General features: G+C 62.1%; 26 protein-coding genes, 1 tRNA gene and 1 pseudogene. 21 read left to right on the top strand and 7 right to left on the bottom strand.

Annotated features, from left to right (window positions below):
- The first annotated feature begins 29 nt into the window (after positions 1–29).
- The 9 genes from ACT6VE_RS05380 to ACT6VE_RS05340 all read left to right on the top strand — a co-directional run bounded on the left by ACT6VE_RS05380 (position 30) and on the right by ACT6VE_RS05340 (position 8,333).
- Entirely contained in the window at positions 30–1,127 is a 1,098-nt protein-coding gene (locus ACT6VE_RS05380; protein ID WP_444797587.1) for an ABC transporter ATP-binding protein, read from the top strand.
- Positions 1,128–1,169: 42 nt separating this feature from the next.
- The gene (locus ACT6VE_RS05375; protein WP_023511864.1) at positions 1,170–1,367 is read left to right on the top strand and encodes a twin-arginine translocase TatA/TatE family subunit; all 198 of its coding nucleotides are present in this window, start codon (positions 1,170–1,172) and stop codon (positions 1,365–1,367) included.
- 125 nt (positions 1,368–1,492) lie between these two features.
- The gene (tatB, locus tag ACT6VE_RS05370) at positions 1,493–2,101 is read left to right on the top strand and encodes a Sec-independent protein translocase protein TatB (RefSeq protein WP_444797586.1); all 609 of its coding nucleotides are present in this window, start codon (positions 1,493–1,495) and stop codon (positions 2,099–2,101) included.
- Positions 2,098–2,928 carry a twin-arginine translocase subunit TatC gene (gene tatC, locus ACT6VE_RS05365; RefSeq protein ID WP_444797585.1) on the top strand — a complete coding sequence of 277 codons (831 nt, stop codon included), beginning with the start codon at positions 2,098–2,100 and terminating at the stop codon, positions 2,926–2,928. Before tatB ends, tatC begins: the two co-directional genes overlap by 4 nt.
- Before the next feature lie 64 nt (positions 2,929–2,992).
- Positions 2,993–4,276, top strand: coding sequence for a serine--tRNA ligase (serS, locus tag ACT6VE_RS05360; protein ID WP_444797584.1), 1,284 nt, complete (start codon positions 2,993–2,995; stop codon positions 4,274–4,276).
- Between the two features lie 13 nt (positions 4,277–4,289).
- A complete protein-coding gene (gene surE / locus ACT6VE_RS05355) occupies positions 4,290–5,060 on the top strand; it encodes a 5'/3'-nucleotidase SurE (RefSeq protein WP_444797583.1) in 771 nt (256 codons plus the stop codon).
- Positions 5,057–5,713: a protein-L-isoaspartate(D-aspartate) O-methyltransferase gene (locus tag ACT6VE_RS05350; RefSeq protein WP_444797582.1), complete on the top strand. Its 657-nt coding sequence runs from the start codon at positions 5,057–5,059 to the stop codon at positions 5,711–5,713. Before surE ends, ACT6VE_RS05350 begins: the two co-directional genes overlap by 4 nt.
- A 260-nt stretch (positions 5,714–5,973) precedes the next feature.
- Positions 5,974–6,600 carry a hypothetical protein gene (locus tag ACT6VE_RS05345; RefSeq protein WP_444797581.1) on the top strand — a complete coding sequence of 209 codons (627 nt, stop codon included), beginning with the start codon at positions 5,974–5,976 and terminating at the stop codon, positions 6,598–6,600.
- Between the two features lie 152 nt (positions 6,601–6,752).
- A complete protein-coding gene (locus tag ACT6VE_RS05340; RefSeq protein WP_444797580.1) occupies positions 6,753–8,333 on the top strand; it encodes a peptidoglycan DD-metalloendopeptidase family protein in 1,581 nt (526 codons plus the stop codon).
- 73 nt (positions 8,334–8,406) lie between these two features.
- On the opposite strand, the gene ftrA is transcribed toward ACT6VE_RS05340, so the two are convergent.
- Positions 8,407–9,408 (bottom strand): transcriptional regulator FtrA, encoded by a 1,002-nt coding sequence (ftrA, locus tag ACT6VE_RS05335; protein ID WP_444797579.1) that lies wholly within the window; start codon positions 9,406–9,408, stop codon positions 8,407–8,409.
- A 75-nt stretch (positions 9,409–9,483) separates the two neighbouring features.
- Here ftrA and ACT6VE_RS05330 point away from each other — a divergent pair, with 75 nt between their 5' ends.
- The 3 genes from ACT6VE_RS05330 to ACT6VE_RS05320 are packed head-to-tail and all read left to right on the top strand — an operon-like array spanning position 9,484 to position 10,727.
- Positions 9,484–9,915, top strand: a complete 432-nt coding sequence (locus tag ACT6VE_RS05330; RefSeq protein ID WP_069058663.1) for a rhodanese-like domain-containing protein — start codon at positions 9,484–9,486, stop codon at positions 9,913–9,915.
- Positions 9,912–10,385 (top strand): GNAT family N-acetyltransferase, encoded by a 474-nt coding sequence (locus ACT6VE_RS05325; protein WP_444797578.1) that lies wholly within the window; start codon positions 9,912–9,914, stop codon positions 10,383–10,385. Before ACT6VE_RS05330 ends, ACT6VE_RS05325 begins: the two co-directional genes overlap by 4 nt.
- A 36-nt stretch (positions 10,386–10,421) precedes the next feature.
- The gene (locus tag ACT6VE_RS05320) at positions 10,422–10,727 is read left to right on the top strand and encodes an NIPSNAP family protein (RefSeq protein WP_444797577.1); all 306 of its coding nucleotides are present in this window, start codon (positions 10,422–10,424) and stop codon (positions 10,725–10,727) included.
- A 40-nt stretch (positions 10,728–10,767) separates the two neighbouring features.
- Here the strand turns inward: ACT6VE_RS05320 and ACT6VE_RS05315 are convergent, their stop codons facing one another.
- A complete protein-coding gene (locus ACT6VE_RS05315) occupies positions 10,768–11,637 on the bottom strand; it encodes an ATP-binding protein (RefSeq protein WP_444797576.1) in 870 nt (289 codons plus the stop codon).
- 183 nt (positions 11,638–11,820) lie between these two features.
- Between ACT6VE_RS05315 and yajC the strand changes: the two genes are divergently transcribed.
- Positions 11,821–12,159, top strand: a complete 339-nt coding sequence (gene yajC / locus ACT6VE_RS05310) for a preprotein translocase subunit YajC (protein ID WP_069058667.1) — start codon at positions 11,821–11,823, stop codon at positions 12,157–12,159.
- On the opposite strand, the gene ACT6VE_RS05305 is transcribed toward yajC, so the two are convergent.
- Positions 12,149–12,376, bottom strand: coding sequence for a hypothetical protein (locus ACT6VE_RS05305; protein ID WP_444797575.1), 228 nt, complete (start codon positions 12,374–12,376; stop codon positions 12,149–12,151). The genes yajC and ACT6VE_RS05305 overlap by 11 nt on opposite strands.
- Positions 12,377–12,431: 55 nt before the next feature.
- Here ACT6VE_RS05305 and secD point away from each other — a divergent pair.
- The 4 genes and pseudogenes from secD to ACT6VE_RS05285 form a co-directional block, all read left to right on the top strand.
- Positions 12,432–14,816, top strand: a pseudogene (secD, locus tag ACT6VE_RS05300) (protein translocase subunit SecD); the annotation flags it as partial.
- Positions 14,809–15,195, top strand: coding sequence for an Mth938-like domain-containing protein (locus ACT6VE_RS05295; protein ID WP_444797574.1), 387 nt, complete (start codon positions 14,809–14,811; stop codon positions 15,193–15,195). The pseudogene secD and the gene ACT6VE_RS05295, both read left to right, overlap by 8 nt.
- A 31-nt stretch (positions 15,196–15,226) precedes the next feature.
- Positions 15,227–16,069: a phytoene/squalene synthase family protein gene (locus tag ACT6VE_RS05290; protein WP_444797889.1), complete on the top strand. Its 843-nt coding sequence runs from the start codon at positions 15,227–15,229 to the stop codon at positions 16,067–16,069.
- A 78-nt stretch (positions 16,070–16,147) separates the two neighbouring features.
- A complete protein-coding gene (locus tag ACT6VE_RS05285) occupies positions 16,148–16,600 on the top strand; it encodes a hypothetical protein (protein WP_444797573.1) in 453 nt (150 codons plus the stop codon).
- A gap of 12 nt (positions 16,601–16,612) precedes the next feature.
- Here the strand turns inward: ACT6VE_RS05285 and ACT6VE_RS05280 are convergent, their stop codons facing one another.
- The 4 genes from ACT6VE_RS05280 to ACT6VE_RS05265 form a co-directional block, all read right to left on the bottom strand.
- On the bottom strand, positions 16,613–17,068 hold the full coding sequence (locus tag ACT6VE_RS05280; protein WP_444797572.1) for a hypothetical protein: 456 nt from the start codon (positions 17,066–17,068) through the stop codon (positions 16,613–16,615).
- A gap of 12 nt (positions 17,069–17,080) precedes the next feature.
- Entirely contained in the window at positions 17,081–18,490 is a 1,410-nt protein-coding gene (trmFO, locus tag ACT6VE_RS05275) for a methylenetetrahydrofolate--tRNA-(uracil(54)-C(5))-methyltransferase (FADH(2)-oxidizing) TrmFO (RefSeq protein ID WP_444797571.1), read from the bottom strand.
- Between the two features lie 157 nt (positions 18,491–18,647).
- Entirely contained in the window at positions 18,648–18,791 is a 144-nt protein-coding gene (locus ACT6VE_RS05270; protein WP_069058671.1) for a DUF1127 domain-containing protein, read from the bottom strand.
- Between the two features lie 332 nt (positions 18,792–19,123).
- Positions 19,124–19,267: a DUF1127 domain-containing protein gene (locus ACT6VE_RS05265; protein WP_069058672.1), complete on the bottom strand. Its 144-nt coding sequence runs from the start codon at positions 19,265–19,267 to the stop codon at positions 19,124–19,126.
- Positions 19,268–20,364: 1,097 nt separating this feature from the next.
- Here ACT6VE_RS05265 and ACT6VE_RS05260 point away from each other — a divergent pair.
- The 4 genes from ACT6VE_RS05260 (at position 20,365) to ACT6VE_RS05245 (ending at position 22,268) form a co-directional block, all read left to right on the top strand.
- The gene (locus ACT6VE_RS05260) at positions 20,365–21,468 is read left to right on the top strand and encodes a DUF2157 domain-containing protein (RefSeq protein WP_444797570.1); all 1,104 of its coding nucleotides are present in this window, start codon (positions 20,365–20,367) and stop codon (positions 21,466–21,468) included.
- A 2-nt stretch (positions 21,469–21,470) separates the two neighbouring features.
- Positions 21,471–22,058 (top strand): GDYXXLXY domain-containing protein, encoded by a 588-nt coding sequence (locus ACT6VE_RS05255; protein ID WP_444797569.1) that lies wholly within the window; start codon positions 21,471–21,473, stop codon positions 22,056–22,058.
- Complete coding sequence (locus ACT6VE_RS05250; RefSeq protein WP_444797568.1) at positions 22,055–22,180, top strand: hypothetical protein; 126 nt, start codon at positions 22,055–22,057, stop codon at positions 22,178–22,180. Before ACT6VE_RS05255 ends, ACT6VE_RS05250 begins: the two co-directional genes overlap by 4 nt.
- Before the next feature lie 3 nt (positions 22,181–22,183).
- A tRNA-Leu gene (locus tag ACT6VE_RS05245) sits at positions 22,184–22,268 on the top strand.
- Positions 22,269–22,459 lie beyond the last annotated feature (191 nt).

The raw sequence follows: 22,459 nt of genomic DNA, 5'->3' as shown, positions 1-22,459 counted from the left end.
GTGCCGGCGGCAGGGAAAGACTTCGGGAAATGGCTTCGGACCCGTCAAACGGTATCGAGACGAGACGGGCATCGGCGGTCACGTTCGCGGCGCGCCTGACCTTCGAGGATATCCACCATAGCTATCACGGCAAGGAAACCATCCGCGGCATTTCGCTGACGGCGGAGCCGGGGCAAGTGCTCTGCCTGCTCGGTCCCTCCGGCTCCGGCAAGACCACGCTTCTGCGTATTGCCGCTGGCATCGAGGCGCAGACGGCCGGCCGCGTTCTCCTGAACGACCGCGAGATTGCTGGTCCCAGTATGTTCCTGCCGCCGGAGCGACGCGGCGTTGGTCTGATGTTTCAGGATTTTGCGCTCTTTCCGCACATGTCGGTGCTCGACAATGTGCGCTTCGGCCTGACGGCTTTGCCGCGCGCGGAGGCGGAGGCGGAAGCGCAGGCCGCGCTGGAACGTGTCGGCTTGGCGCACTATGCCCAAAAGTTTCCGCACGTGCTTTCCGGCGGCGAACAGCAGCGCGTCGCGCTTGCCCGGGCGCTGGCGCCGCGCCCGTCCGTTCTTCTGATGGATGAGCCGTTTTCCGGTCTCGATTCACGCCTCAAGGATTCGATCCGCGCCGATACGCTGGCGATCCTGCGCCAGTCACGCGCGAGCGCCATCGTCGTCACGCACGACGCCGAGGAAGCGATGCGCATGGGCGATCGCATTGCGCTTCTGAAGGATGGCCGGCTTGTGCAGGTCGGCACAGCGGAGGAGTTGTACCTCAACCCCAGGGATATTTTTGCTGCCGCCTTCTTTTCGGAAATCAACGAGTTTCCCGGGTACGTGCGCGGCGGCCTGGTGGAGACGCCACTCGGCAATGTTGACGGCAAGCATTTCAACGACGGGCAGAAGGTTCGGGTTGCCGTGCGTCTTTCCGGTCTGCATGTCAGCGAGAGCGGCGGTGACGTGCCGGCCCGCATTCTGTCGCGGCGGTTCCTCGGTGTGGTCGAATTGCTGGAACTTGCGGTCTCCGGCACCGACCGGCCGGTCCGGGCACGTGTTCGGGCGGACCAATTGGCGGCCGGATTGCGCGACGTCACGCTTTCGGCTAACCAGCGCGACATACTAGTGTTTGTAAAAGACGGCTGAACGTCTTACATCGGGTTTCGAATTCGAAAGGGAGTTACGGGAATGGGTTCTTTCAGCATCTGGCATTGGCTGATCGTTCTGGTGGTTGTGCTGCTGCTGTTCGGCCGCGGCAAAATTCCGGAACTGATGGGGGATGTCGCCAAGGGCATCAAGAATTTCAAAAAGGGCATGTCCGACGAGGAAGCCGCCGCCGCCGACAAGGCGAAAACCGTCGACCACAAGGCCGACGAGGTCAAGTAACCGGGATTACAGCGCCGTGCGTCATTCGTGACGCGCAAAGGATGCTGTAGAATTTGGATTGGCCAGGTCAGGATTGACCTGGCAGGCCGCGAGCGGTGGTTCGCGGTCCATGAGGACAAGACCCTATGCTTGATGTCGGCTGGACCGAAATACTCGTCATTGCCATCGTTTTGATCATCGTGGTCGGTCCCAAGGATCTGCCGCAGATGCTGCGCACGTTCGGCCGCATGATGTCGAAGATGCGTGGCATGGCGAGTGATTTCCGCCAGCAGTTCGATGAGGCGTTGCGCGAAGCCGACCTCGAAGACGTCAAGAAGACGATCGGCGAGGCGCAAAAGCTCAACCCGCTGAACACCATCCGCGACGCGGTCAATCCGCTGCGCCAGATGGGCAACGACATCAAGGCCGATCTGCAGAAGACGACCAGCTCGGTTTCATCAACGAGTTCGGCGACCAATGCGGTCGATAGCGTTTCGACTGCGCCAGTCGCCGTGCCATCGGAAGCGCAGAAGCCTGCTTCCAGCGAGCCGGTGGCCGCTGTCCCGCTCAAGGCGGGGCCGACCAGGAAGACCGCGACGAAGAAGTCTACCGACAGCGTCGCGAAGACAGCAAAGCCGCGCAAGGCGCCTGCCAAGGTTGAGGCCGAGACGAAACCTGCCGCGAAGGCTGCGTCCGGCAAGAAGGCGGCATCCGCCAAGTCCAAGACAGTGAAGACCAAGAAGGACGAGGCATGAGCGGCAACATCGAAGACAAGCCCCAGCCGCTGATCGAACACCTGATCGAGCTGCGCCAGCGCCTGCTCTGGGCGGTCGGTGCGTTCTTTGTCGCGTTCCTGGTCTGCTTTTATTTCGCCAAGCAGCTCTTCAACCTGCTCGTCCTGCCCTTCAAGTGGGCGGTGGAATGGGCGGGGCTGACGCACCGCAATGTCGAGCTGATTTACACGGCGCCGCAGGAATTCTTCTTCACGCAGATCAAGGTCGCGATGTTCGGCGCGTTTGTCATCGCCTTTCCGGTAATCGCACAGCAGGTCTACAAGTTTGTCGCACCCGGCCTCTACAAGAACGAGCGTTCCGCCTTCCTGCCGTTCCTGATCGCTTCGCCCATCCTCTTTCTCATCGGCGCGGCACTCGTCTATTTCTTCTTCACGCCCATGGTCATGTGGTTCTTCCTCGCCATGGAGCAGGGCGGTGGCGAGGGGCAGGTGTCGATCCAGCTTCTGCCGAAAGTGTCCGAATATCTCAGCCTGATCATGTCGCTGATCTTCGCCTTCGGTCTCGTTTTCCAGCTGCCGGTCATCTCGTCGCTGCTGGTGCGCGCCGGTTTCATCGATTCGAAGGTGCTTGCCGAAAAGCGCAAATATGCGATCGTTATCGCCTTCGTCGTAGCCGCTGTGTTGACGCCGCCGGATCCGGTTTCCCAGATCGGCCTTGCACTGCCGGCCATCCTTCTCTACGAGATTTCCATCTATACGGCCCGACTCATCGAACGGCAGCGGGCGCGCGCCTCGAACGCACAGGATGCGGAAAACGAGGCCGCTGCAACGCCGGACGAGGCTGACTGAGCCTCGTCGGCAGGTCGCTGCCGGGCGCGGATGGGCCTCAATCCACGGAACGCCTGGAACGACAATGCTTGATATCAAATGGATCCGCGACAATGCCGACGCCTTCGACGCCGCCCTGGCGAAGAGAGGTGCTAGCCCCCTTGCTCAGGCCCTGATCGATCTCGACGAGAAGCGCCGCAGCGTCATCCAGAAGGCGCAGGACATGCAGTCGCGCCGCAACGCCGCCTCCAAGGAGATCGGTGCGGCCATGGCGAGCAAGAACAGTGAGCTTGCCGAAAAGCTGAAGGCCGAGGTTACGGCGATCAAGGATCTGCTTCCGGCTGCGGAAGACGAAGAACGCCAGGTCACGGCCGAGCTTACCGATCAGCTCTCGCGCCTCCCGAATATCCCATTCGACGACGTACCGGTGGGCAGTGACGAAACGGGCAATGTCGAGAAGCTGACATGGGGCCGCAAGCCAAGCTGGAACCACAAGGCGCTGGAGCATTACGAAATCGGCGAAGCGCTCGGCGGGATGGATTTCGAAGCCGCAGCGAAGATCGCCGGTTCGCGTTTCACCGTGCTGAAGGGCCAGCTTGCCCGTCTCGAACGCGCGCTCGGCCAGTTCATGATCGACGTGCATACGGGCGAACACGGCTATACGGAAGTCCATGCGCCGTTGCTGGTGCGTGACGACGCCATGTTCGGCACCGGCCAGCTGCCCAAATTTTCCGAGGACCTGTTCCGCACCACGGATGGCCGCTGGCTGATCCCAACGGCGGAAGTCTCGCTCACCAATCTGGTGCGCGAGGAAATCCTCGACCAGGAGAAACTGCCGCTGCGCTTCACCGCGCTGACGCCATGCTTCCGTTCGGAAGCCGGTTCGTCGGGTCGCGACACACGCGGCATGCTGCGCCAGCACCAGTTCATGAAGTGCGAGCTCGTCTCGATCACCGATGCGGACAGCTCGATCGACGAACACGAGCGTATGACCGCCTGTGCTGAAGAGATCCTGAAGCGCCTCGGCCTGCACTACCGTGTCATGACGCTCTGCACGGGCGACATGGGTTTTGGCGCCCGCAAGACCTATGACCTCGAGGTCTGGCTGCCGGGGCAGGATACGTTCCGCGAAATCTCGTCCTGCTCGGTCTGCGGCGATTTCCAGGGGCGACGCATGAACGCGCGCTATCGCGGCAAGGACGACAAGGCGACGAAGTTCGTGCACACGCTGAACGGCTCGGGCACCGCCGTCGGCCGCGCGCTGATCGCCGTCATGGAGAACTACCTCAACGAGGACGGCACGATTACCGTGCCGGACGTCCTGCTGCCCTATATGGGCGGACTGAAGAAGATCGAGAAGGCCGCCTGAGGCGGGAAACGACATGCGCATCCTGCTGACCAATGACGATGGTATCCACGCCGAGGGCCTCGCGGCCCTCGAGCGTATTGCCCGTGAACTGACGGACGACGTCTGGGTTGTCGCGCCCGAGACCGACCAGAGCGGTCTGGCCCACTCGCTGACGCTCTCCGAGCCGCTGCGCCTGCGCAAGATCGGTGACAAGCGCTATGCGTTGCGTGGCACGCCGACCGATTGCGTCATCATGGGTGTTCGCGAAGTGCTGGACGTCAAGCCGGACCTCGTTCTCTCCGGCGTCAATGTCGGCGCCAACATGGCGGACGACGTCACCTATTCTGGCACGGTCGCCGGTGCCATTGAGGGTACCCTGCAGGGTATCAAGTCCATGGCGCTCAGCCAGGCCTACAGCCATGCCAGCGGCCACGCCGTGCCGTGGGAGGTCGCCGAAACCTTCGCGCCCAAGCTCATCCGCCAGCTCATGGATGTGGACTTGCCGGACTGGACCTTCTTCAACATCAACTTCCCGAACTGCGCGCCCTCCGACCTTCAGGGTGTCGAGGTGACGAGCCAGGGCAAACTCGATTTTGGCCTGACGATCGATGAGCGCGCCGATGGCCGCGGCCTCCCGTATTATTGGCTGCGCTTCGGCGAGAGGAAGGGCGATTTCCGCGCCGGGACCGACATCCATGCCGTGAAGAACCACAAGATTTCGGTCACGCCGCTCAAGCTCGACCTCACGGACTACACCGTGCTCGACCGCGTGCAGCGTGCACTCAATGGCGAGGACGCGGATTGAACACGGGACGGGTGATCGAGAAGGAAGGTTTGGCCGCGCTGGCAATGCGCCTGCGCGCGCAGGGCATCAACAATCTCGACCTCCTGACGGCCGTGGAGCAGACGCCGCGCACGTTGTTCGTGCCGCCGCAGTTTACCGGTGAAGCCTATTCGCGCCGTGTCCTGCCGCTGGAGTGCGGGTCCTTCATGGAAGGCATCGACACCGCGGTGCGCATCCTGCATTTCCTCAATCTCAAGGCCGGCCAGCGCATTCTTGAAGTCGGCACCGGCAGCGGCTTCACCGCCGCTGTCATGGGGCGTCTGACGGAGCGCGTGCTGACGGTTGATCGCTACAAGACGCTTGCTACCAATGCGCAGCAGTCCATAGAAAAGGCCGGCATCCGCAACGTCATTGTGCGGCAGGCGGATGGCAGCAATGGTATGCCGGGCGAGGGCACCTTCGACCGTATTCTGGTAACGGCAGCCTTCCCGGCCTTGCCGCGCTCCTTCGCCGAGCAACTTGTTTCTGGCGGCATGCTGATCGCACCCGTTATGGTCAGCGATACCGAATGCCGCATGCTGAAGCTGGTGAAGACCGGCAGCCGTTTCGACCGCGAAGACCTCTTCGACGTGCCTTACCTGCCGATCGTACCGCAGATGGCGCAGGCGCTTTAATCACCCTCTCATGATCCGTGTTTGTCGCTCTGTAGGCAGTCGCCTGCTGAGTCTGTGGGCGTTTTTGCTGGAAATCCGGGGTCTCCGGCACCGCCACTTGCACGCGACGCGAGAATTCCCCTCGCAAATACAGCGCGTTAACCTTTTGTTAACCAGCGTAAGCTTCGCGCAAGTTTCGGGGCGTAGGCCGATGACGAAGCAGAAATTTCCACGAAGGACGCCGGTTTTTTAACGATGCGGCCGTTCCGATGGAGAGAGAAATGTACGTCTCGAACAGGATCACCAGCAGTTCTACCAGTGACAGCCTCGCATATCTTGCGACCAAGGCTGCAGGTAAGGCTGTGGAGGAGAATGCAGAGGCCGGTTCGACCGCGCATCTCGCCGGCGGCAGCTATGACCCCTCCGCCCATGTCGGCCTGACGGTTGATGCTCTCCTCGTCCTCAGCGTCGCCAGGGAAGAGATGGCATCCAGTCAGCCGGCGCTTACCGAGGCCGAGCGCAACAACCTCGATACGACGAGCCTTGAAAAGCGCGAAAACGATGCCTTCGGCCACTTCCTCGATGAAGGTGACCGCAAAGGCTACTATCGCGCCTATATCGAATATTTCGACAGCATGCCGATGCAGGATCAGCGTAGCACCCGTTACGCCGGTACCCGCGAGCCGGCCGTCGCGGCTTTGCGTGCCATCGCGTACAACGAGAGCGCTCTCGACATGACGGCACCCGATACTGCACTCGAAAATGCCGCAGTCGCCGGCGAACAAGCGGTACGTCGTGCTACCCCGATTTCGGCGATCTTCCAGCCGAGCCAGGGAGATTTCGAGAACGCCGCGCGCGTCAACGGCCGCATCTCGCGCGCCGACAGCATGTATGCGACCGGCTTCTGAGGCGTTTCGACCTTGGTTTTGCCATGGTGCGGGAACACCATGGTTATCAATTCATCAAAAACCTGTTGCGGATAGCCCGGCTTTAACCGGGCGGTAACTCTAACGCGCTTTAATCGGTCTACATCAAGTAGCGTACCGATTGGGTTAGTCTCATGCGTAAGAGTGTATCGCCGAGTTTTGGTAGGACTGCGACCCGCCTGATGGCGGCCGCCCTGCTGGCCAGCGTCGCGACCGGGTGCAGCTCGGACGTTTCTCGTTTTGGCGGCCTCTTTTCCTCCTCCGGTCAGGATAACATCACCACAAGCTCGGTTCCGCGCCGCACGCTCTTCGGCGGCGGTGGAACCAATCCGGTTCCGCGCGGCACGGTCGGCAACGGCCAGCAGTTCGCGACGGCCGACCAGATGGGGACGCGCAACGAAGCGCTCAACCAGCCGTTCCCGGATCAGGGCACGGTTTCCTACGATCCCATCAATACGGCGACGACCAGCGGCTCCGGTACGCGGCTGGCCACGACACCGATGCGCGTGCAGCGTGGCGATCTCACCGATCCGACGGCCGGCGTTCGCCAGGATGCCGAGCGCGAAGTGGCCGTCGCCCGGGATGCGACCGAGCGTAAGGCGAAGGCTATTGTGTCGGACGCTGACACCTTGACCACGGCAACCGTCAATAGGGGTAAGGCCGGCTGGTCGACGAACAACGCACCGGTCGTCATGCTGCGCCAGGGTGAAAGCGTGAAGACGCTCGCCAACCGCTACGGTGTGCCGGAAAAGGAAATTCTTGCGGCCAACGGTCTGAAGCGCGCTTCCGATGCCGAGCCTGGCCAGAAGATCGTCATCCCGACCTTCAGCACCACCTCCAGCGCTGCCAAGGCCTCGACGGACCATACGCTCAAGGTCGACAACAAGCTTCCGACACCGGAGCGCAAGGGTGAGCAGAACGTCGCCATCCTGCCCGGGACCTCCACCCGCGAGAAGCAGAAGTCGGAAAGCGGCCAGACGAATTCCAACGTCGCCGATGCTGCCGAAGGCAAGGGCAAGGCCGGCTACGAAGTGCAGCCTGGCGATTCGCTTGCCAAGATCGCGCGCAGCAACGGCGTTTCCGTCGATGCGCTGAAAAAGGCGAACGGCCTTGAAACCGCATCGATCCGCATTGGCCAGAAGCTGACGATCCCGGCTGGCGGCGCCGTCGAAACGGCGACTGACAAGATCGTGACCGCGTCTGTTCCGGTCAGCAAGGAAAAGAAGGTCGAGACGACGGAGAAGAAGCCGGAATCCTACAAGGCGCCGGTGAAGACCGTTTCTGTCACGGAAGCGACGGAAAAGTCGGACGTAACGGATGAAGCACCGGAATCGACGGGTATCGGCAAGTATCGTTGGCCGGTTCGCGGCGCGGTCATCGCTGGCTACGGCGCCAATGTCGAAGGCAACCGCAATGACGGTATCGACATCTCGGTTCCGGAAGGAACGCCGATCAAGGCGGCTGAAAACGGCGTGGTCATCTATTCCGGCAGCAGCCTGAAGGAACTCGGCAACGCGGTTCTCGTGCGCCACGACGACGGCACCGTCACGGTCTATGGCCATGCCGGCGAATTGAACGTCCAGCGCGGCCAGAAGATCCAGCGCGGCCAGACCGTCGCCACCTCCGGCATGAGCGGTAATGCCAGCCGCCCGAAGGTTCACTTCGAGGTGCGCAAGAACGCTACCCCGGTCAACCCGATGACCTTCCTGGAATAGGACCGGTCGACGGACAGCATTGATATGACGACGGGCGGTTCCCTAGGAGCCGCCCGTTTGCGTTTGCCTGTTGTTATGCGACCCGTCGACCGAAGGCTTCGCGATAGGCGGCGGGCGTCGTTGCCAGGTGAAGGCGGAAGTGGTGGCGAAGCGTTCCGGTCGTGCCGAATCCGGACAATGCCGCAACCTCTTCGACCGACGCGTTGGTTTCCTCGAGCAGGTCGCGTGCTTTTCCAAGCCGCTGGGCCAGCAGCCAGCGCGCGGGCGTCATGCCGGTCGCCGCTTCGAAGCGGCGCAGGAAGGTACGGGCACTCATGCCGGCGCGTCGAGCGAGCGCCGCTACGGAATGATCGGCGCCGAGATTTTCCCGCATATGATCGAGAAGTGCGCCGAGGCGGCTGCTTTCATGGGGCCGTGGCACCACCTGCTTGATGAACTGCGCCTGGCCGCCATCCCGGTGGGCCGGCAGGACCAGGCGGCGCGCCACGCGGTTTGCCGCTTCCGGCCCGAAGTCCCGGCGTATCAGATGAAGGCAAAGGTCGAGCCCGGCTGCCGTGCCGGCGGACGTCAACACAGAACCGGCATCGACATAGAGCACGTCTGCGCTGACGTTGATTTCCGGGTGCTGCGCCATCAACGTGTCGGTGTAGCGCCAGTGGGTCGTGGCGCGCCGACCGTCGAGCAGCCCGGCGGCCGCCAGCACGAAGGCGCCGGAGCAGAAGGACAGGACGCGTGCACCACGCGCATGCGCTGCCTTCAGAGCATCGATCAGAGCCTGCGGCACGGGTGCGTCCGTGCCGCGCCAACCCGGAATGATGATCGTTCCCGCGTCAGCCAGCAGGTCCAGGCCGCCATCGACGGAGAATGTCAGGCCGCCGGCTGCGCGCATGCTGCCCTCATCCACGCCGGCCACGGCGAAGCGATACCAGTTCGTGCCCATTTCCGGCCGTGTCAGGGCAAAGATCTCGGTCGCAATGCCGAATTCGAAGGTGCAGAGCTGGTCGTAGGCGATCGCGACGACGAGCGGATTGGGCAATGGGCGGAGCGATAGCGTGTTTGGCATGATTTTGATCATATATGTCGTTCATGCCATCTGCAATCCCGGCGCGGAACCCGCTACCCTTCTGTCGTCCAACAAGGAGCAGAGATCATGAGCTACGTCACCGATTACGCACCGGCATCCTCCGCCATCGCGATCGAACATTTCCTGAAGCGCCTTTCCGTCGAGACCGATTGCGCCGATGTCTCCGCAGCCCTCAAGGCCGGTGATCAGGATTTCGTTCTGCTGCACGTCGTCGGCTCACCGGAGGCCTATGCGCGGCGGCATGTGCCGGGCGCGCTGCACCTGCCGCACCGCGAGATTTCTGCCGCGCGCATGGCGGAGTGGCCTGAGGACACGCTCTTCGTGGCCTACTGTGCGGGTCCGCACTGCAACGGGGCCGACCAGGCGGCGCTGAAGCTGGCGCGTCTCGGCCGGCCGGTGAAAATCATGATCGGCGGCATTACCGGCTGGGCGGATGAAGGGCTTCCCTTCGCCACGGGGGCTGAGCCAGGCAACCTGCTGGCGGTCGCCGCCGAATGAGTGCTGACACAATCGTCGTCCGTCCCTTCGAGCAGCGGGATATCGGTGCGGTCTGGCAGCTGATGCGGGATTTGGCGGTTTTCGAGGGATATGTGGACGCCTTCGCGGTCACACCGGCCGACCTCCTGGCCCATGGTTTTGGTCCGGCACCCGCCTTCGGTGTATTCGTTGCCGTGAAGGGAGATACGATCGCCGGCATAGCTGTGCATTACCGCATTCCGTGGACGTTCGATCTGCGGCCTGTCGTGGTGCTGAAAGAATTGTTCGTGGCGGAGGCGTTTCGCGGGCAGTGCGTGGGCAACATGCTTTTTGCGCGTCTCGAGGCCTATGCAGTCGAGATCGGCGCGTCGGCGCTACGATGGACGGTGCTCCCGGACAATGAGGCAGCCAAGCGGTTCTATGCGGGGCAGGGTGCTGCGCCGGATGCGGCCTGGGAACATTGGACCCTGCCTATCGCGCGCCGAATCTGAAACGGTCGGCGCGGTCACGAATCACAGGAGAGACCCTTGATCACCTGCTATCTCAGATATGTCATCGATCCGCACAAGCTGGAGGCTTTCGAAGCCTATGCCCGTGCCTGGATCCCCATCGTCAACCGCATGGGGGGCACGCATCACGGTTATTTTCTGCCGAGCGAGGGGGCGAACAACATTGCGCTCGCACTCTTCAGCTTCCCGAGCCTCGCCACCTATGAAGATTATCGTACCCGCATGCTGAGCGATCCGGAATGCATAGCGGCTTACGAGATGGACAAGCAAAACCGCAGCATCATCAGCTACGAGCGCAGCTTCATGCGGCCGGTCCTTCCGTAGGAAGACGAAAGCCGGCTCGTTTGGAGCCGGCTTATCGGGGTCACCTGTTGGTCGGCTTGCCCAACCGGCCGGCGAGATCCTGCACATATTGCCAGGCGACGCGGCCGGAGCGGGAGCCGCGGGTGGTGGCCCATTCGAGCGCTTCGGCGTGGAGTTGTTCCGTCGCAATGCTGAGATCGAAATGGCTGGCATAGCCGTCGATCATTTCGAGATACTCAACCTGGCTGCACTTGTAGAAGCCGAGCCACAGGCCGAAACGGTCGGACAGCGACACCTTCTCTTCCACGGCTTCGGACGGGTTGATCGCCGTCGACTGCTCGTTCTCCATCATGTCGCGCGGCAGGAGGTGCCGGCGGTTGGAGGTGGCGTAGAGCAGCACATTGTCCGGCCGGCCTTCCACGCCGCCATCGAGCGCCGCCTTCAGCGACTTGTAGGACGTGTCGTCATGGTCGAAGGAGAGGTCGTCGCAGAAGATGATGACCGGGCAGGGCGCGTCCTTCAGAATCTCCATCAGCGCCGGTAGCGTGGCAATGTCTTCACGGTGCACCTCGACAAGCTTCAGGCCGCGTTCCGCATCCCTGGCTGCGAGCGCATGCACCGATTTCACCAGCGACGACTTGCCCATGCCGCGTGCACCCCAGAGCAGCACATTGTTGGCCGGCAATCCGCGCGCAAAGCGCAGTGTGTTGTCGACCAGGATGTCACGTACATGGTCCACGCCGCGGATGAGATCGATGTCGATGCGGTTCGGGCGCTTCACCGGCTGGAGATGTTGGCGCGCCGGCGACCAGACGAAAACGTCGGCCACAGTCCAGTCGTTGATGGCGGGCGCCGGACCGGCGAGGCGCTCGAGCGCGGCATTGATACGGCCGATTTCGGCGAGCAAAAGCTTGATGGTATCGTCCTGCAATTTCTCTCTCCTCATGCGTTCTTGCCGGGTAGCATACGGCGCCACATCGCGAAAAGAGGGAAAGCGCTTGAAAACAGGCGGCTTCTCAAGGTCGTGTGTTGCATTCGAGACCTCTTTGCCTATATTCCGGCAACCGAAATGGGCCGTCAGGCTCCATAAATTCAAGATTTCAAGGAGTAGCTGATGTTCATTACCGAGGCCTTCGCCCAGACGGCGGCACCCGGCGGGGCAGCTGGTGGTGCAGACATTCTCATGTCGGTCCTGCCGTTTCTGCTGATCTTCGTGGTGATGTATTTTCTCATCATCCGTCCGCAGCGCGCCAACATGAAACGTCGCGAAGAGCTTCTGAAGAACATCCGCCGTGGCGACCAGGTCGTCACCGGTGGTGGCATTGTCGGCAAGGTCTCCAAGGTCCTCGACGGCAATGAACTTGAAGTCGAAGTCGCCGAAGGCATCAAGGTGCGCGTCGTACGCAGCGGCATCAGCGAAGTCCGCGTCAAGGGCGAACCGGTCAAGGAATAACATGGCCTGCCGCCTGGCCGGGTGAAAATCCGGCCGGACGGCCAGACTGGTTTTCGGCCGGCGTCGGCGCCGGGTTGTTTTTGTTTTTACGCAATTCCTGCAAAATCGCATCGCGCACTTTTGTTTGAATGGCCGTAGGCGAGACCGCGATGCAACAATCCGCCCGCTTGAAGACCCTTTCTCTCTGGCTCGTCCTTGCGGCGAGCCTTCTTGTCATTCTGCCGAGCCTCCTCCCGGCCCGCATGAGTGCCAGCCTTCCCGGCTGGCTGACAGCGCACCGCCTCGTGCCCGGCCTCGACCTCACCGGCGGCTCCCGCCTGGTGCTGGAAGTGTCGCGCAGCGACATCGCGGCCGACCGGCTGCGTGCCGCCGTGGAAACGATTGGCAACACGCTGCGCGCCGCACGCATTCCCTATAGCGACCTCAATGGCGCGGAAGAGACGATCGACATCACCGTCACGGCGGCCGATCGGCTTGAGGCTGCGCGCGAAGCGCTCGTCGGCCTCGATCTCGGCACAATCAGCGAGCCGGAAAGCGGTCAACTCCGCCTTGTCCTGTCGCCTGCTGCCATAAACGATGCCGTGAGCGCCGCCTCGCTTGGCGCGGTCGATGCGGTACGCCGCCGTGTCGAGAGCCTCGACATTCCGTCGCTTGTCGTCGGGCGCGGCGAGCGCGACCGCATCGTCGTGTCGATGCCGGGCCTGACCGATCCGCAGCGCGTCAAGGATATGCTCGCGCAGGTCGGTCGGCTTTCCGCCCGCCTCGTCGATAACAGCATGCCGGTCAACACGGCCATGGAGGATGGCGCACCGGCCGGCTCCGAAGTGCTCTATTCCATCGGCGAGCCGCCGGTCGGCTACCTGGTCCGGCAGGACGATCTCTTCACCACGACGGATGTGGCATCAGCGCAGCCGGCGGCCAACGAAGAGCCCTTCATCGAATTCGTGCTGAAGGGCGAGGCCGCAGACCGGCTCGCTGCTTTCACGCGCGACAATAGCGGCCGCACCATCGCCATCCTGCTCGACGGCCAGATCATCTCGACGTCGCAGATTCAGGGCGCCATCACCGACGGCGTCGGCCGGCTCTCCGGCGATTTCGATGCCGAGGGCGCTGCAAACCTCGCCCGCATCATCGCCAGTGGGCCGCTTCCGGCACCGCTCACCATCATCGAGGAACGCTCGATCGAGCCGGCACTCGGCGCGACGTCCAGCAGAACGGTGGTGATCGCGCTCGCTATCGCCGTCGCCGCGGTCGTCGCCTTCATGACCTTCTTCTACGGCGTGCTCGGCGTCGTCGCTTCGGTGGCGCTGTTCTTCAATGTGCTGCTGACCTTTGCCGTGCTTGCCCTCATCGGCGCGCCGCTCTCGCTCTCCATGATCGCCGGTATCGTGCTGACCGTCGGTATCGCGGTCGATGCGAGCGTGCTGATCTTCGAGCGTATCCGCGAGGAGGTGAAGGCAGGCCAGGCGCTCTCGGATGCCGTCGATACCGGCTTCGCCCGCGCCCGCGCAACGGTGCTCGATGCGTCCGCGACGATGCTGATCGCCATTGCCGTGCTCTTCCTGCTGTCCGCCGCCCCCGTACGCGCCTTTGCGCTCGCCGTCGGCATCGGCCTGCTGGCGACGCTCTTCACCACCTTCACGCTGACGCAGCGCCTCGTGCGCGCCTGGCTCGGCCGCAGCCACGCGACACACCTGCCGAAGGGCGTGCGCTCCGGCTTCTTCGACCGCCTGAACCTGCGCTTCATGGCGGTGCGCAATGGCGTGTTCCTGCTGACTGCTGTGCTGTCGCTTGCGATCGCCGGCCTGCTGGTCGCCGGAAAGCTCCAGCTCGGGATCGATTTTACCGGTGGTGCTGCGCTGGAAGTGCAGGCGAAATCGGGTAACGCCGATCCAACCGATATTTTCGCACGCCTCAGCGATACCGGTGTCGATGTGCAGAGCGTCACCAGGCACGGTGATGCGCGGCATGCGCTCATTCGACTGACCTCGGCGGGCGAGGGCGAGAACGCCGAGCAGACCTCGGTGCTCGTCGCGCGCGGTGAACTGGAAGACGACTATGATTTCCGTCGCGTCGAGGCGGTTGGCCCGGCTATTTCCGGGGAACTGATCGATACGGCGACACTCGGTTTCGTCGTCGGCCTTCTGGCGCTCGTCGCCTATATCTGGATCCGTTTCGAGTGGCATTTCGCCATCGGCGCGATCATCGCGCTGGCGCATGACGTTTTCTTCACGCTCGGTTTCCTGGCGCTCGCCAAGATCGAGTTCAACATCACCGCCGTCGCGGCCCTCCTGACCGTTGCCGGCTATTCGCTGAACGACACGATGGTCGTTTATGACCGCATTCGCGAGAACCTGCGCCATTTCAAGCAGATGCCGCTGCCGATCCTCATCGACGATGCGATCAACCGCACGCTGTCGCGCACCGTGCTGACCTCGGCGACGACGCTGATCGCGCTGGCAGCACTTGCGCTCTTCGGCGGCGAGGCGATCCGCACCTTCGCGCTGACGTTGCTCTTCGGGGTGGCGATCGGCACCATATCCTCTATCTACATTGCCGGACCGATCCTCATCCTGTTCCGCCTGCAGCCGGAACGTTACCGCCCGGGCAAGGGCGGCAAGGGACCGGTCACGGAGGCGACGGGAGCCAATGGCTAAAGGCATCGAAATCCGGGAGGCGCATTTCCCCGGGCGTGCGCCGATCGACGCATATGGCAATGGCGGTTTCCGCTTCGCCGACATGTCGCATCGCGGCTCCATCCTCTGCATGCCGTCCGGCATTCACGGCTGGGACAAGGACGAGAGCACGCCGCTGATGCTTGCCGACCTCCAGCGCGTGCTGGACGAGGCAGGCGATATCGAGGTGCTGCTCGTCGGTACGGGCAAGGAGATCCGTCCACTGTCGGCGGACATCAAGGCGGCCTTGCGCGAGCGGAACATCCGTTCCGACCCAATGAGCACGGGTGCGGCCGTGCGGACGTTCAATGTCATGCTGGCCGAGAGCCGGGCGGTCGCCGCGGCCCTGATTGCCGTGTGACGCGGAAGGCGGTTTTCTCGACGTGACCGATATGCAAGCCAATTACGCGCACTGTCTGACGGTGCTCCGCGAGACCGATCGCGACCGTTATCTCGCCTGCCTGCTGGCACCGGCGGAAAAGCAGGGCGCTCTCGCCGCACTTTATGCCTTCCACGCAGAGATCGCCCGCGTGCGCGACATGGTGCGCGAGGCGCTTCCCGGCGAAATCCGCCTGCAATGGTGGCGTGATTTGCTGGAAGGTGAGGCGGATGGCGACGCTTCCGCCAATCCTCTCGCTGCCGCCCTGCTGGCCACGGTCAAGGAATACGGGCTGCCCATCGCCGTCCTGACGGACATGATCGAGGCCCGCATCTTCGATGTCTACAACGACCCGATGGAAAGCCGTGCGTCCTTCGAAGGCTATGCCGGCGAGACCGCGTCTGCGCTGATCCAGCTCGCGAGCCTCATTCTCGACCCCGCGGCTGCGCCGAAATCCGCCAACGCAGCCGGTCACGCTGGCGTTGCGCAGGCGGTGGCGGGCGCACTGCTGATGCTGCCGATCCATCGTCGGCGCGGACAAGTCTACCTGCCGGCCGATCTCCTGGCCGCAACGGGTTTGACGCCTGAGGCTCTGCTCGACGGCAGCGACAGACCTGCCGCAACGCGGGCGGTGGAAGCCTTTGTCGGCCTCGGGCGAGAGCATCTCGCCAAGGCGCGCGCTGCGAACGGCATATCGGCAGCCAATCGCCCGGCCTTTTTGCCAGTTTCCCTGGTTCGGCATATACTGGATGCCGTGGAGAAGGCCGGCGCCGGAGCGCTCGACCGCTCCCCCCAGCCTCCGCAATGGCGGCGGCAATGGTGGATGTGGTGGGCAATGCGTCGCGGTCCGTTCTGAAAATCTGACAAGACGCAAAATTGGCGCAAGCCTTGTCCGCTACAGCGGCAGAACGTTTTTCGTGGAGGAGTCGCGCCAATGCTCTGGACCATCACCGTTGGATGCCTGCTGTTGGCGGGCCTTATCTTCCGCCAGACCTTTCGCCGGGAAGAGGGGCAGGAAATGGCGGGGGAGGATGCGGGCCTTGCGATTCTGGAATTCGGCCGGGCCTTTCCGGGTGAGGCGATCCGCGAGGTGATCACGACCACGAATGGCCGCACCGTGTTCCTTCGGCTGCATGACGGCAAGGCCGGCTGCATGAACGCCCACGGTCACCACTATTCCTGCCACCTGATCGAACCCGGCACGGTGCGCGTCAACAGCGCCGGTCCCAAGCGCCTTACCGTACAGTTCGCCAACGCCGCCTACGAAGGCGGCACCTTCGAATTCCGCGACGAGCGGGAGACGGCGGAAGTCTCGCTCTGGCTGCTCGGCAGCTTCATGCCCGGCCTGGCTGGCCTCGATCAGCAGATCGTCGGCCAGCCGAGCTGAAGATGCATTGCCTCAACGAGCCCAGCTATCAGGCGTTGCTGGCTGGGGCAACCAAGGCCCCTCTGACAGTTCAACATGACCAACGGTGGATTTTATCGCCTTGAGGACTACTTCATCCGAGGTGCTAACCTCATAGAAGGTGCTGTCGATGGCACGGATCGTGAGCCATACGCCGTCGTTTGCACTTGAAAGCGAACCGACGAAACTGCCCCAGATGACTTGTTGTGTTTTTTTAGCCAGAGCGGCCAACTCATAGCCCGGCAGCCGGGCCTTTGAGGGCGCCAGCATTTCGAGCTGCTCGCCCCCGTCGCCGGTCGCTTCGAACCAAGCCCAGTTTGAATTGGTCGAAGCTATGGCGGATATGGTCCAATTTGCCTGGAGTGAGCGGGGCGCAAGGAGTTTAAGCAGACGGCTCAGTACGCACCCATGACGGTCGCTTTCGATCTCATGAATCCTGACCGTTGCCATCCTGCCTCCGATTCAGCTTTCAAGCCACCGCGCACAGTCTTCCAGCGCCCGGGCAGCGGTCGCCTGTTTCTTGGCGATTGCCTTGTCCTTGCCCCGAAAACGCTTCAGGCCTTCCGGTCTGGTCACCGCGCCCGGTTCCAATGGCGGGAACAGGCCGAAATTGACGTTCATTGGCTGGAATGAGCGTTTTCCGGGTTCATCGTCGGAGACGATGTGGCCGCCAGTGATGTGGCCGAGCAAGGAGCCGAAAGCCGTCGTTTCCGGTGGCAGCGACGGGGTTTCGCCACGTCGCTCTGCGGCGGCGAAGCGGCCAGCGAGCAGGCCGATGCTGGCGCTTTCCACATATCCTTCGCAGCCGGTGATTTGGCCTGCGAATCGCAGGCCCGGGCGGCCCTTCAGCGCCAGCGATCGGTCGAGCAGCGTCGGCGAGTTGATGTAGGTGTTGCGGTGCAGGCCGCCGAGGCGGGCGAATTCCGCATTTTGGAGGCCCGGGATAAGGCGGAAGATTTCCGCCTGCGCGCCGTATTTCAGCTTCGTCTGGAAGCCGACCATGTTGTAGAGCGTGCCGAGCGCATTGTCCTGGCGCAGTTGCACGACGGCATAGGCTTTTACGGTCGGGTTATGTGCGTTGGTCAGGCCCATCGGTTTCATCGGGCCGTGGCGCGGCGTTTCGCGGCCGCGTTCGGCCATGACTTCGATCGGCAGGCAGCCGTCGAAATAGGGCGTGCCTTCCCATTCCTTGAAACCCGTCGTGTCGCCGGCAATCAAGGCGTCGATGAAGGCATAGTACTGCGCCTCATCCATCGGGCAGTTGATATAGTCCTTGCCCGTACCGCCGGGGCCGACCTTGTCGTAGCGCGACTGGAACCAGCAGATATCCATGTCGATGCTCGGCGTGTGCACGATCGGCGCGATGGCATCGAAGAAGGCGAGCGAATCGGCGCCGGTGCGTTCCTGGATCGCGGCAGCAAGCGACGGCGCGGTCAGCGGGCCGGTGGCGATGATCGCCTGGTCCCAGTCCTCCGGCGGCAGGCCGGTCACTTCTTCGCGCGTAATGGTGATCAGCGGATGGCTTTCGAGCGCGGCCGTGACGGCGATGGAAAAACCGTCGCGATCCACGGCGAGCGCACCGCCGGCCGGAACCTGATTGGCATCGGCCGCGCGCATGATCAGCGAACCGGCAAGCCGCATTTCGGCATGCAGCACGCCGACCGCATTGCTGGTCGCGTCATCGGAGCGGAAGGAGTTGGAACAGACGAGTTCGGCAAGGCCGTCCGTCTTGTGGGCATCCGTGCCGCGCACGCCGCGCATTTCATGCAGGATGACGGGGATGCCGCTTTCGGCGATCTGCCAGGCGGCTTCGGAGCCGGCAAGGCCACCGCCGATGACGTGAATGGGGGCGAAGGAAGAGGTTTTTGTCATGGCGGTTCGTTACCATGGGGGCCGGAGCAATTCCAAGGAAAAGCGTCTGGCGCGCATGCCGCACCCCGGAATCAAAAACGGCACCAGATGGTGCCGTTTGAAACGTTCCTCGCGCGTCGCCGTTTCCGGCCGCAGCGGCGGAAATCCGGCTGATGTCTTAGCGGAAGGAACGGGAAGCGATGTCGCGGATGTCGTAACGGGTCAGGCCGATGTCGGACAGCGTGTGGTTCGACAGGTTGCCAAGTTCGTTCATCGTGCGGCGGTAGGAAATCCAGTTCTTTGCGATGCGGATCGGGTTCATTGTCTTGCTCCTCAGAAGCGGTTGGCCGGGAGGTCTGCTCGCCGGTTTGTGAGGTCTATATACGCCCGCTCTTTGTTAATGTGCAGTGCAAAGAAAATGCAGCTGCTATGCATTTGTGCAATAAGATGATTAACGAGCGAGCATCTGGTTCCACTGAGGGCAAAAGGCAGAAAGTGCCGATATTCCGGGCAGATAGGGCGATGAGCACCGGATTCATCGATGTTGCGGATGAAAAAACGAGACATTGTGCGCCGCAAAAACGGGCAAACGAAAACGCCCTCCGGTGGGAAGCCGGAGGGCGTTTGAAATGGATCCGTTCAGGATCGTTCGGCTTAGATCGAAGCCTTGCGAGCGATGTACGGGATATCGCTGCGGCCGATGCCGAGGTCGCGGAGTTCACGGTCCGACATACGGCCGAGTTCGTTGACGGTCTGACGGTACTTGCGCCAGTTGTTAAAAGAGCGTGCCAGGTTCATGTCTTTACCCCTTTCATGGGCTTCCTACTGGGCGGCCGCTCGTCTTTGGCGCCGCCCTGATCTGATGGATTGAAATATACGCTGCATCGCCGAAAAGAACAGCGCTGTTACGGCACGGCACCCATGCGTTTTACGCATGTCAAGCGGAAATTTTGGCGAAATTCTGGCCAAAATCAGGGCGATTCGCCACAAAGGTAAATGCGGCCATGCATGCTTGTGTGGGTGCGGCGCAAAAAACAACGCCCGCCGGGGGAGGAGATCCGGCGGGCGTTGCTGATATCGATTGGCAACCTGGGAGGAGGAGGGGCTGCCAATCCTGTCGGGGACGTTGGGAGGAGGAGATCGTCGCCCGACCGATGGCTTTGATATAGCGTGGCAGCACTTCCCACAGAAGTGCCGGATGGGAATGGTACCCATGCGCGGGGCGCATGTTTCTCACGCCGGCCAAAGCGGGCTGCGCAAACTTAAGGCCGACTGGAAAAGGAAGAGGGGTTTTTCGCTCGCGGCGGAGAAATGCCATGCATTCCGCGCAAATAATAACGCCCGCTGGGGGAGGAGGTCCAGCGGGCGTCACTAAAGATGATTGGCAACTGGGAGGAGGAGTGTTGCCAATCGTATCGAAGCGACGCTGGGAGGAGGAGTGCGGCGCTTCGAATTCTATGTCGAACCCCGTTTCCGAGGTGTCGGGTCTCTGGCGTCATGCCGGGCGCTTGACCATTCCGCCCTCCCGTTCTTCTGTCGCCTTACGTTACGCGGCGCCTTGATTTCCGGGCCGGATCGCTTCTGATCCGATGACTGCAATATAGCTCCATTCCCGGATTTTGTGCAGTGCAATATGAGCATGGATGGTATGCGTCAGATGCATGCGGAAAATCGGGAAGCCAATCGATGGCTACAGGCTAGATATGTCATGGGTTTCTTTATTTCTCGTTAATCTTGTTGTTCGTTGTGTCGCATTCAAGGAATAGCCCACGAAGAACTGCCCGTTTTTCGAGTTTTTGCTCCAATTGCGAATTTCTTGGCAACCTATATCGTCCTTGTTGACAGAACCGGGATCGGCTGAATGTCGGCACAATTTTCGAACGGAGCGGGAACGAATGTATAGGGGCAGGTTGGAGCGCGATCTCAAACTCTGGACGGTGCAAGGCCTTCTAGATGAGCCGACCGTAGGGCGCTTGCTGAAGGAGTACGATTCCCGCCCCAGTTCGTTCAGCCTCGGTCGCGTGCTGATGATCATCGCAGCGCTCCTCGTCTCTGCCGCGCTTCTGCTGCTGGTTGCCGCCAATTGGGAAGCCATTCCACGCCTCGTCCGGCTCGTCGGTATCGTCGGGGTGATCTGGGGCGCCTATCTTGCCGGCGGGGTGCTCATCACGCGCGGTGCAGAGCGGCTTGCCGCCGCCTTTCTCGTGCTCGGCACGCTCGCCTTCGGTGGCGCGATCGCACTGGTGGGGCAGATGTACCACCTCTCCGGCGATGCGCTCCAGGCGATGCTTGTCTGGTTCGCTGGCGCGGTCGTGACGGCTTTACTCTTCCGCTCGGGCGCCGTTGCGGCCATTGCGGGCTTTCTTGCCTTTGTCGTTTGCGGTGCGGATTGGACCGCATCCTATAGTGCCAATGATATGGTGCTGCTCTGGCTGATGCCGGTCATGGCCGTCATCATTATCCTGCTCGTGCGCTATACGGGTGCCGACCGGGTCCGGCATCTGGCCTATCTGCTGCTCGTGACCTGGCTTGCCTTTATCTATAGCGAGTACGAGACGCCGACGACTGCAATCGCAATCGCCGCCTTCGGTGCGGTCGCCTACCTGCTTGCCGCCGTGCCGCAATCGCCGCTTCATGCGGTTGCCCGCAGTGCCGGTGCATCCCCGGCCTTCTACTCCTACCTTGTTCTGATCGTCGGCCTTCTCGTGCTGCATGCGGAATTCGATGGTATCGGGGATCGGCTGCTCCTCGGCATCATCACCCTTGTAGCCGCTATCGCCGGCATCGCGCTGTCCGGTAAGGAAAACGGCGCGGTACGCTATCTAGGCTATGCCACCTTCGCGGCCGAGACGCTCTATCTCGCCTCGGAAACGATCGGCTCGATCATTGGCACATCCGGCTTCTTCCTCGTTTCCGGTCTGGTGGTGGCGCTGATCGCCTGGGGCGTGATCACGCTGGAGCGGCGTTTTTCCCAGGCTGAAACGAAGGCGGAGGTTTGATCATGACGATATCCCGGTTTTTCAGCATGCCTCCGCTTGTTGCTGCGATCATCGCCGCCGCGCTGCAGACGGCCGTGCTCGGCTACATGGTCGAAAGCCGCGCCTCCATCCTGCGCAACGGCGTGGATGTCAAACTGAAGACGCTGCCCGTCGATCCGCGCGACCTCCTGCGTGGCGACTATGTGATCCTGTCCTATCCGATCTCGACGATCTCGAAATCGATCATCACTGGCGATGAGCCGAAGGCCGGCGAACGGGCGCGGATGTCGGTCCGCCTGAAGCCCGGCGCCGACGGCCTGTGGACGGCGAGCGAAGCGAGTTTCGGTGACCTTGCGCCGGCCGAAGGCAGCGTCGTGCTACGCACGTTGCCTTTCGACTATTATGCCGGTGTGGACGGTCTGCCGGAAACGCTGTTCGTCAACTATGGCATCGAGCGCTATTATGTGCCGGAAGGCGAGGGCAAGGTTCTGGAGGAGGCGCGCAATCAGGAAGAGCTGGAAGTCGAGGCGCGGGTCTCGAAAGATGGCACGCCGCAGATTGCCCGTCTGGTCCTGCGCGGTGCACCAATCTATGAAGAACCGCTCTATTGACGGTGAACGCGCGGATCGCGCATTTTTCCTTTGATCCGCTGAAAACGGGTGATATAGAGACGCCGCGCTCGGAAGGCGCCATGATGAGCGGCCGCAAGCCGCCGTGGCAACGAGGTTTCTGAGACGCGGGTATGGTGAAATTGGTAGACACGCCAGATTTAGGTTCTGGTGCCGAAAGGCGTGGGAGTTCAAGTCTCTCTACCCGCACCAGAGCCACCAAACGCGGAAACAGCAGGTTTCAGCGGTTTGTGGACACTGCTGCATAATCCCTTAATTCGAAGGCGATTTAAGGGATTATGCAGCAGATTCTAAAGTACGATAGCGTTCTTTGTGCGCCATGAATGGCGCACAGCGCTGTCGAGAGCGCCATTTTGCTTGCCAAAAGGCCACCGAATTCAGTA

This window comes from Shinella sp., assembly GCF_052438155.1.
Taxonomy (GTDB): domain Bacteria; phylum Pseudomonadota; class Alphaproteobacteria; order Rhizobiales; family Rhizobiaceae; genus Shinella.
Note: the sequence above shows the minus strand (reverse complement) of the source record. Positions and strands in the feature narration are given on the sequence as shown.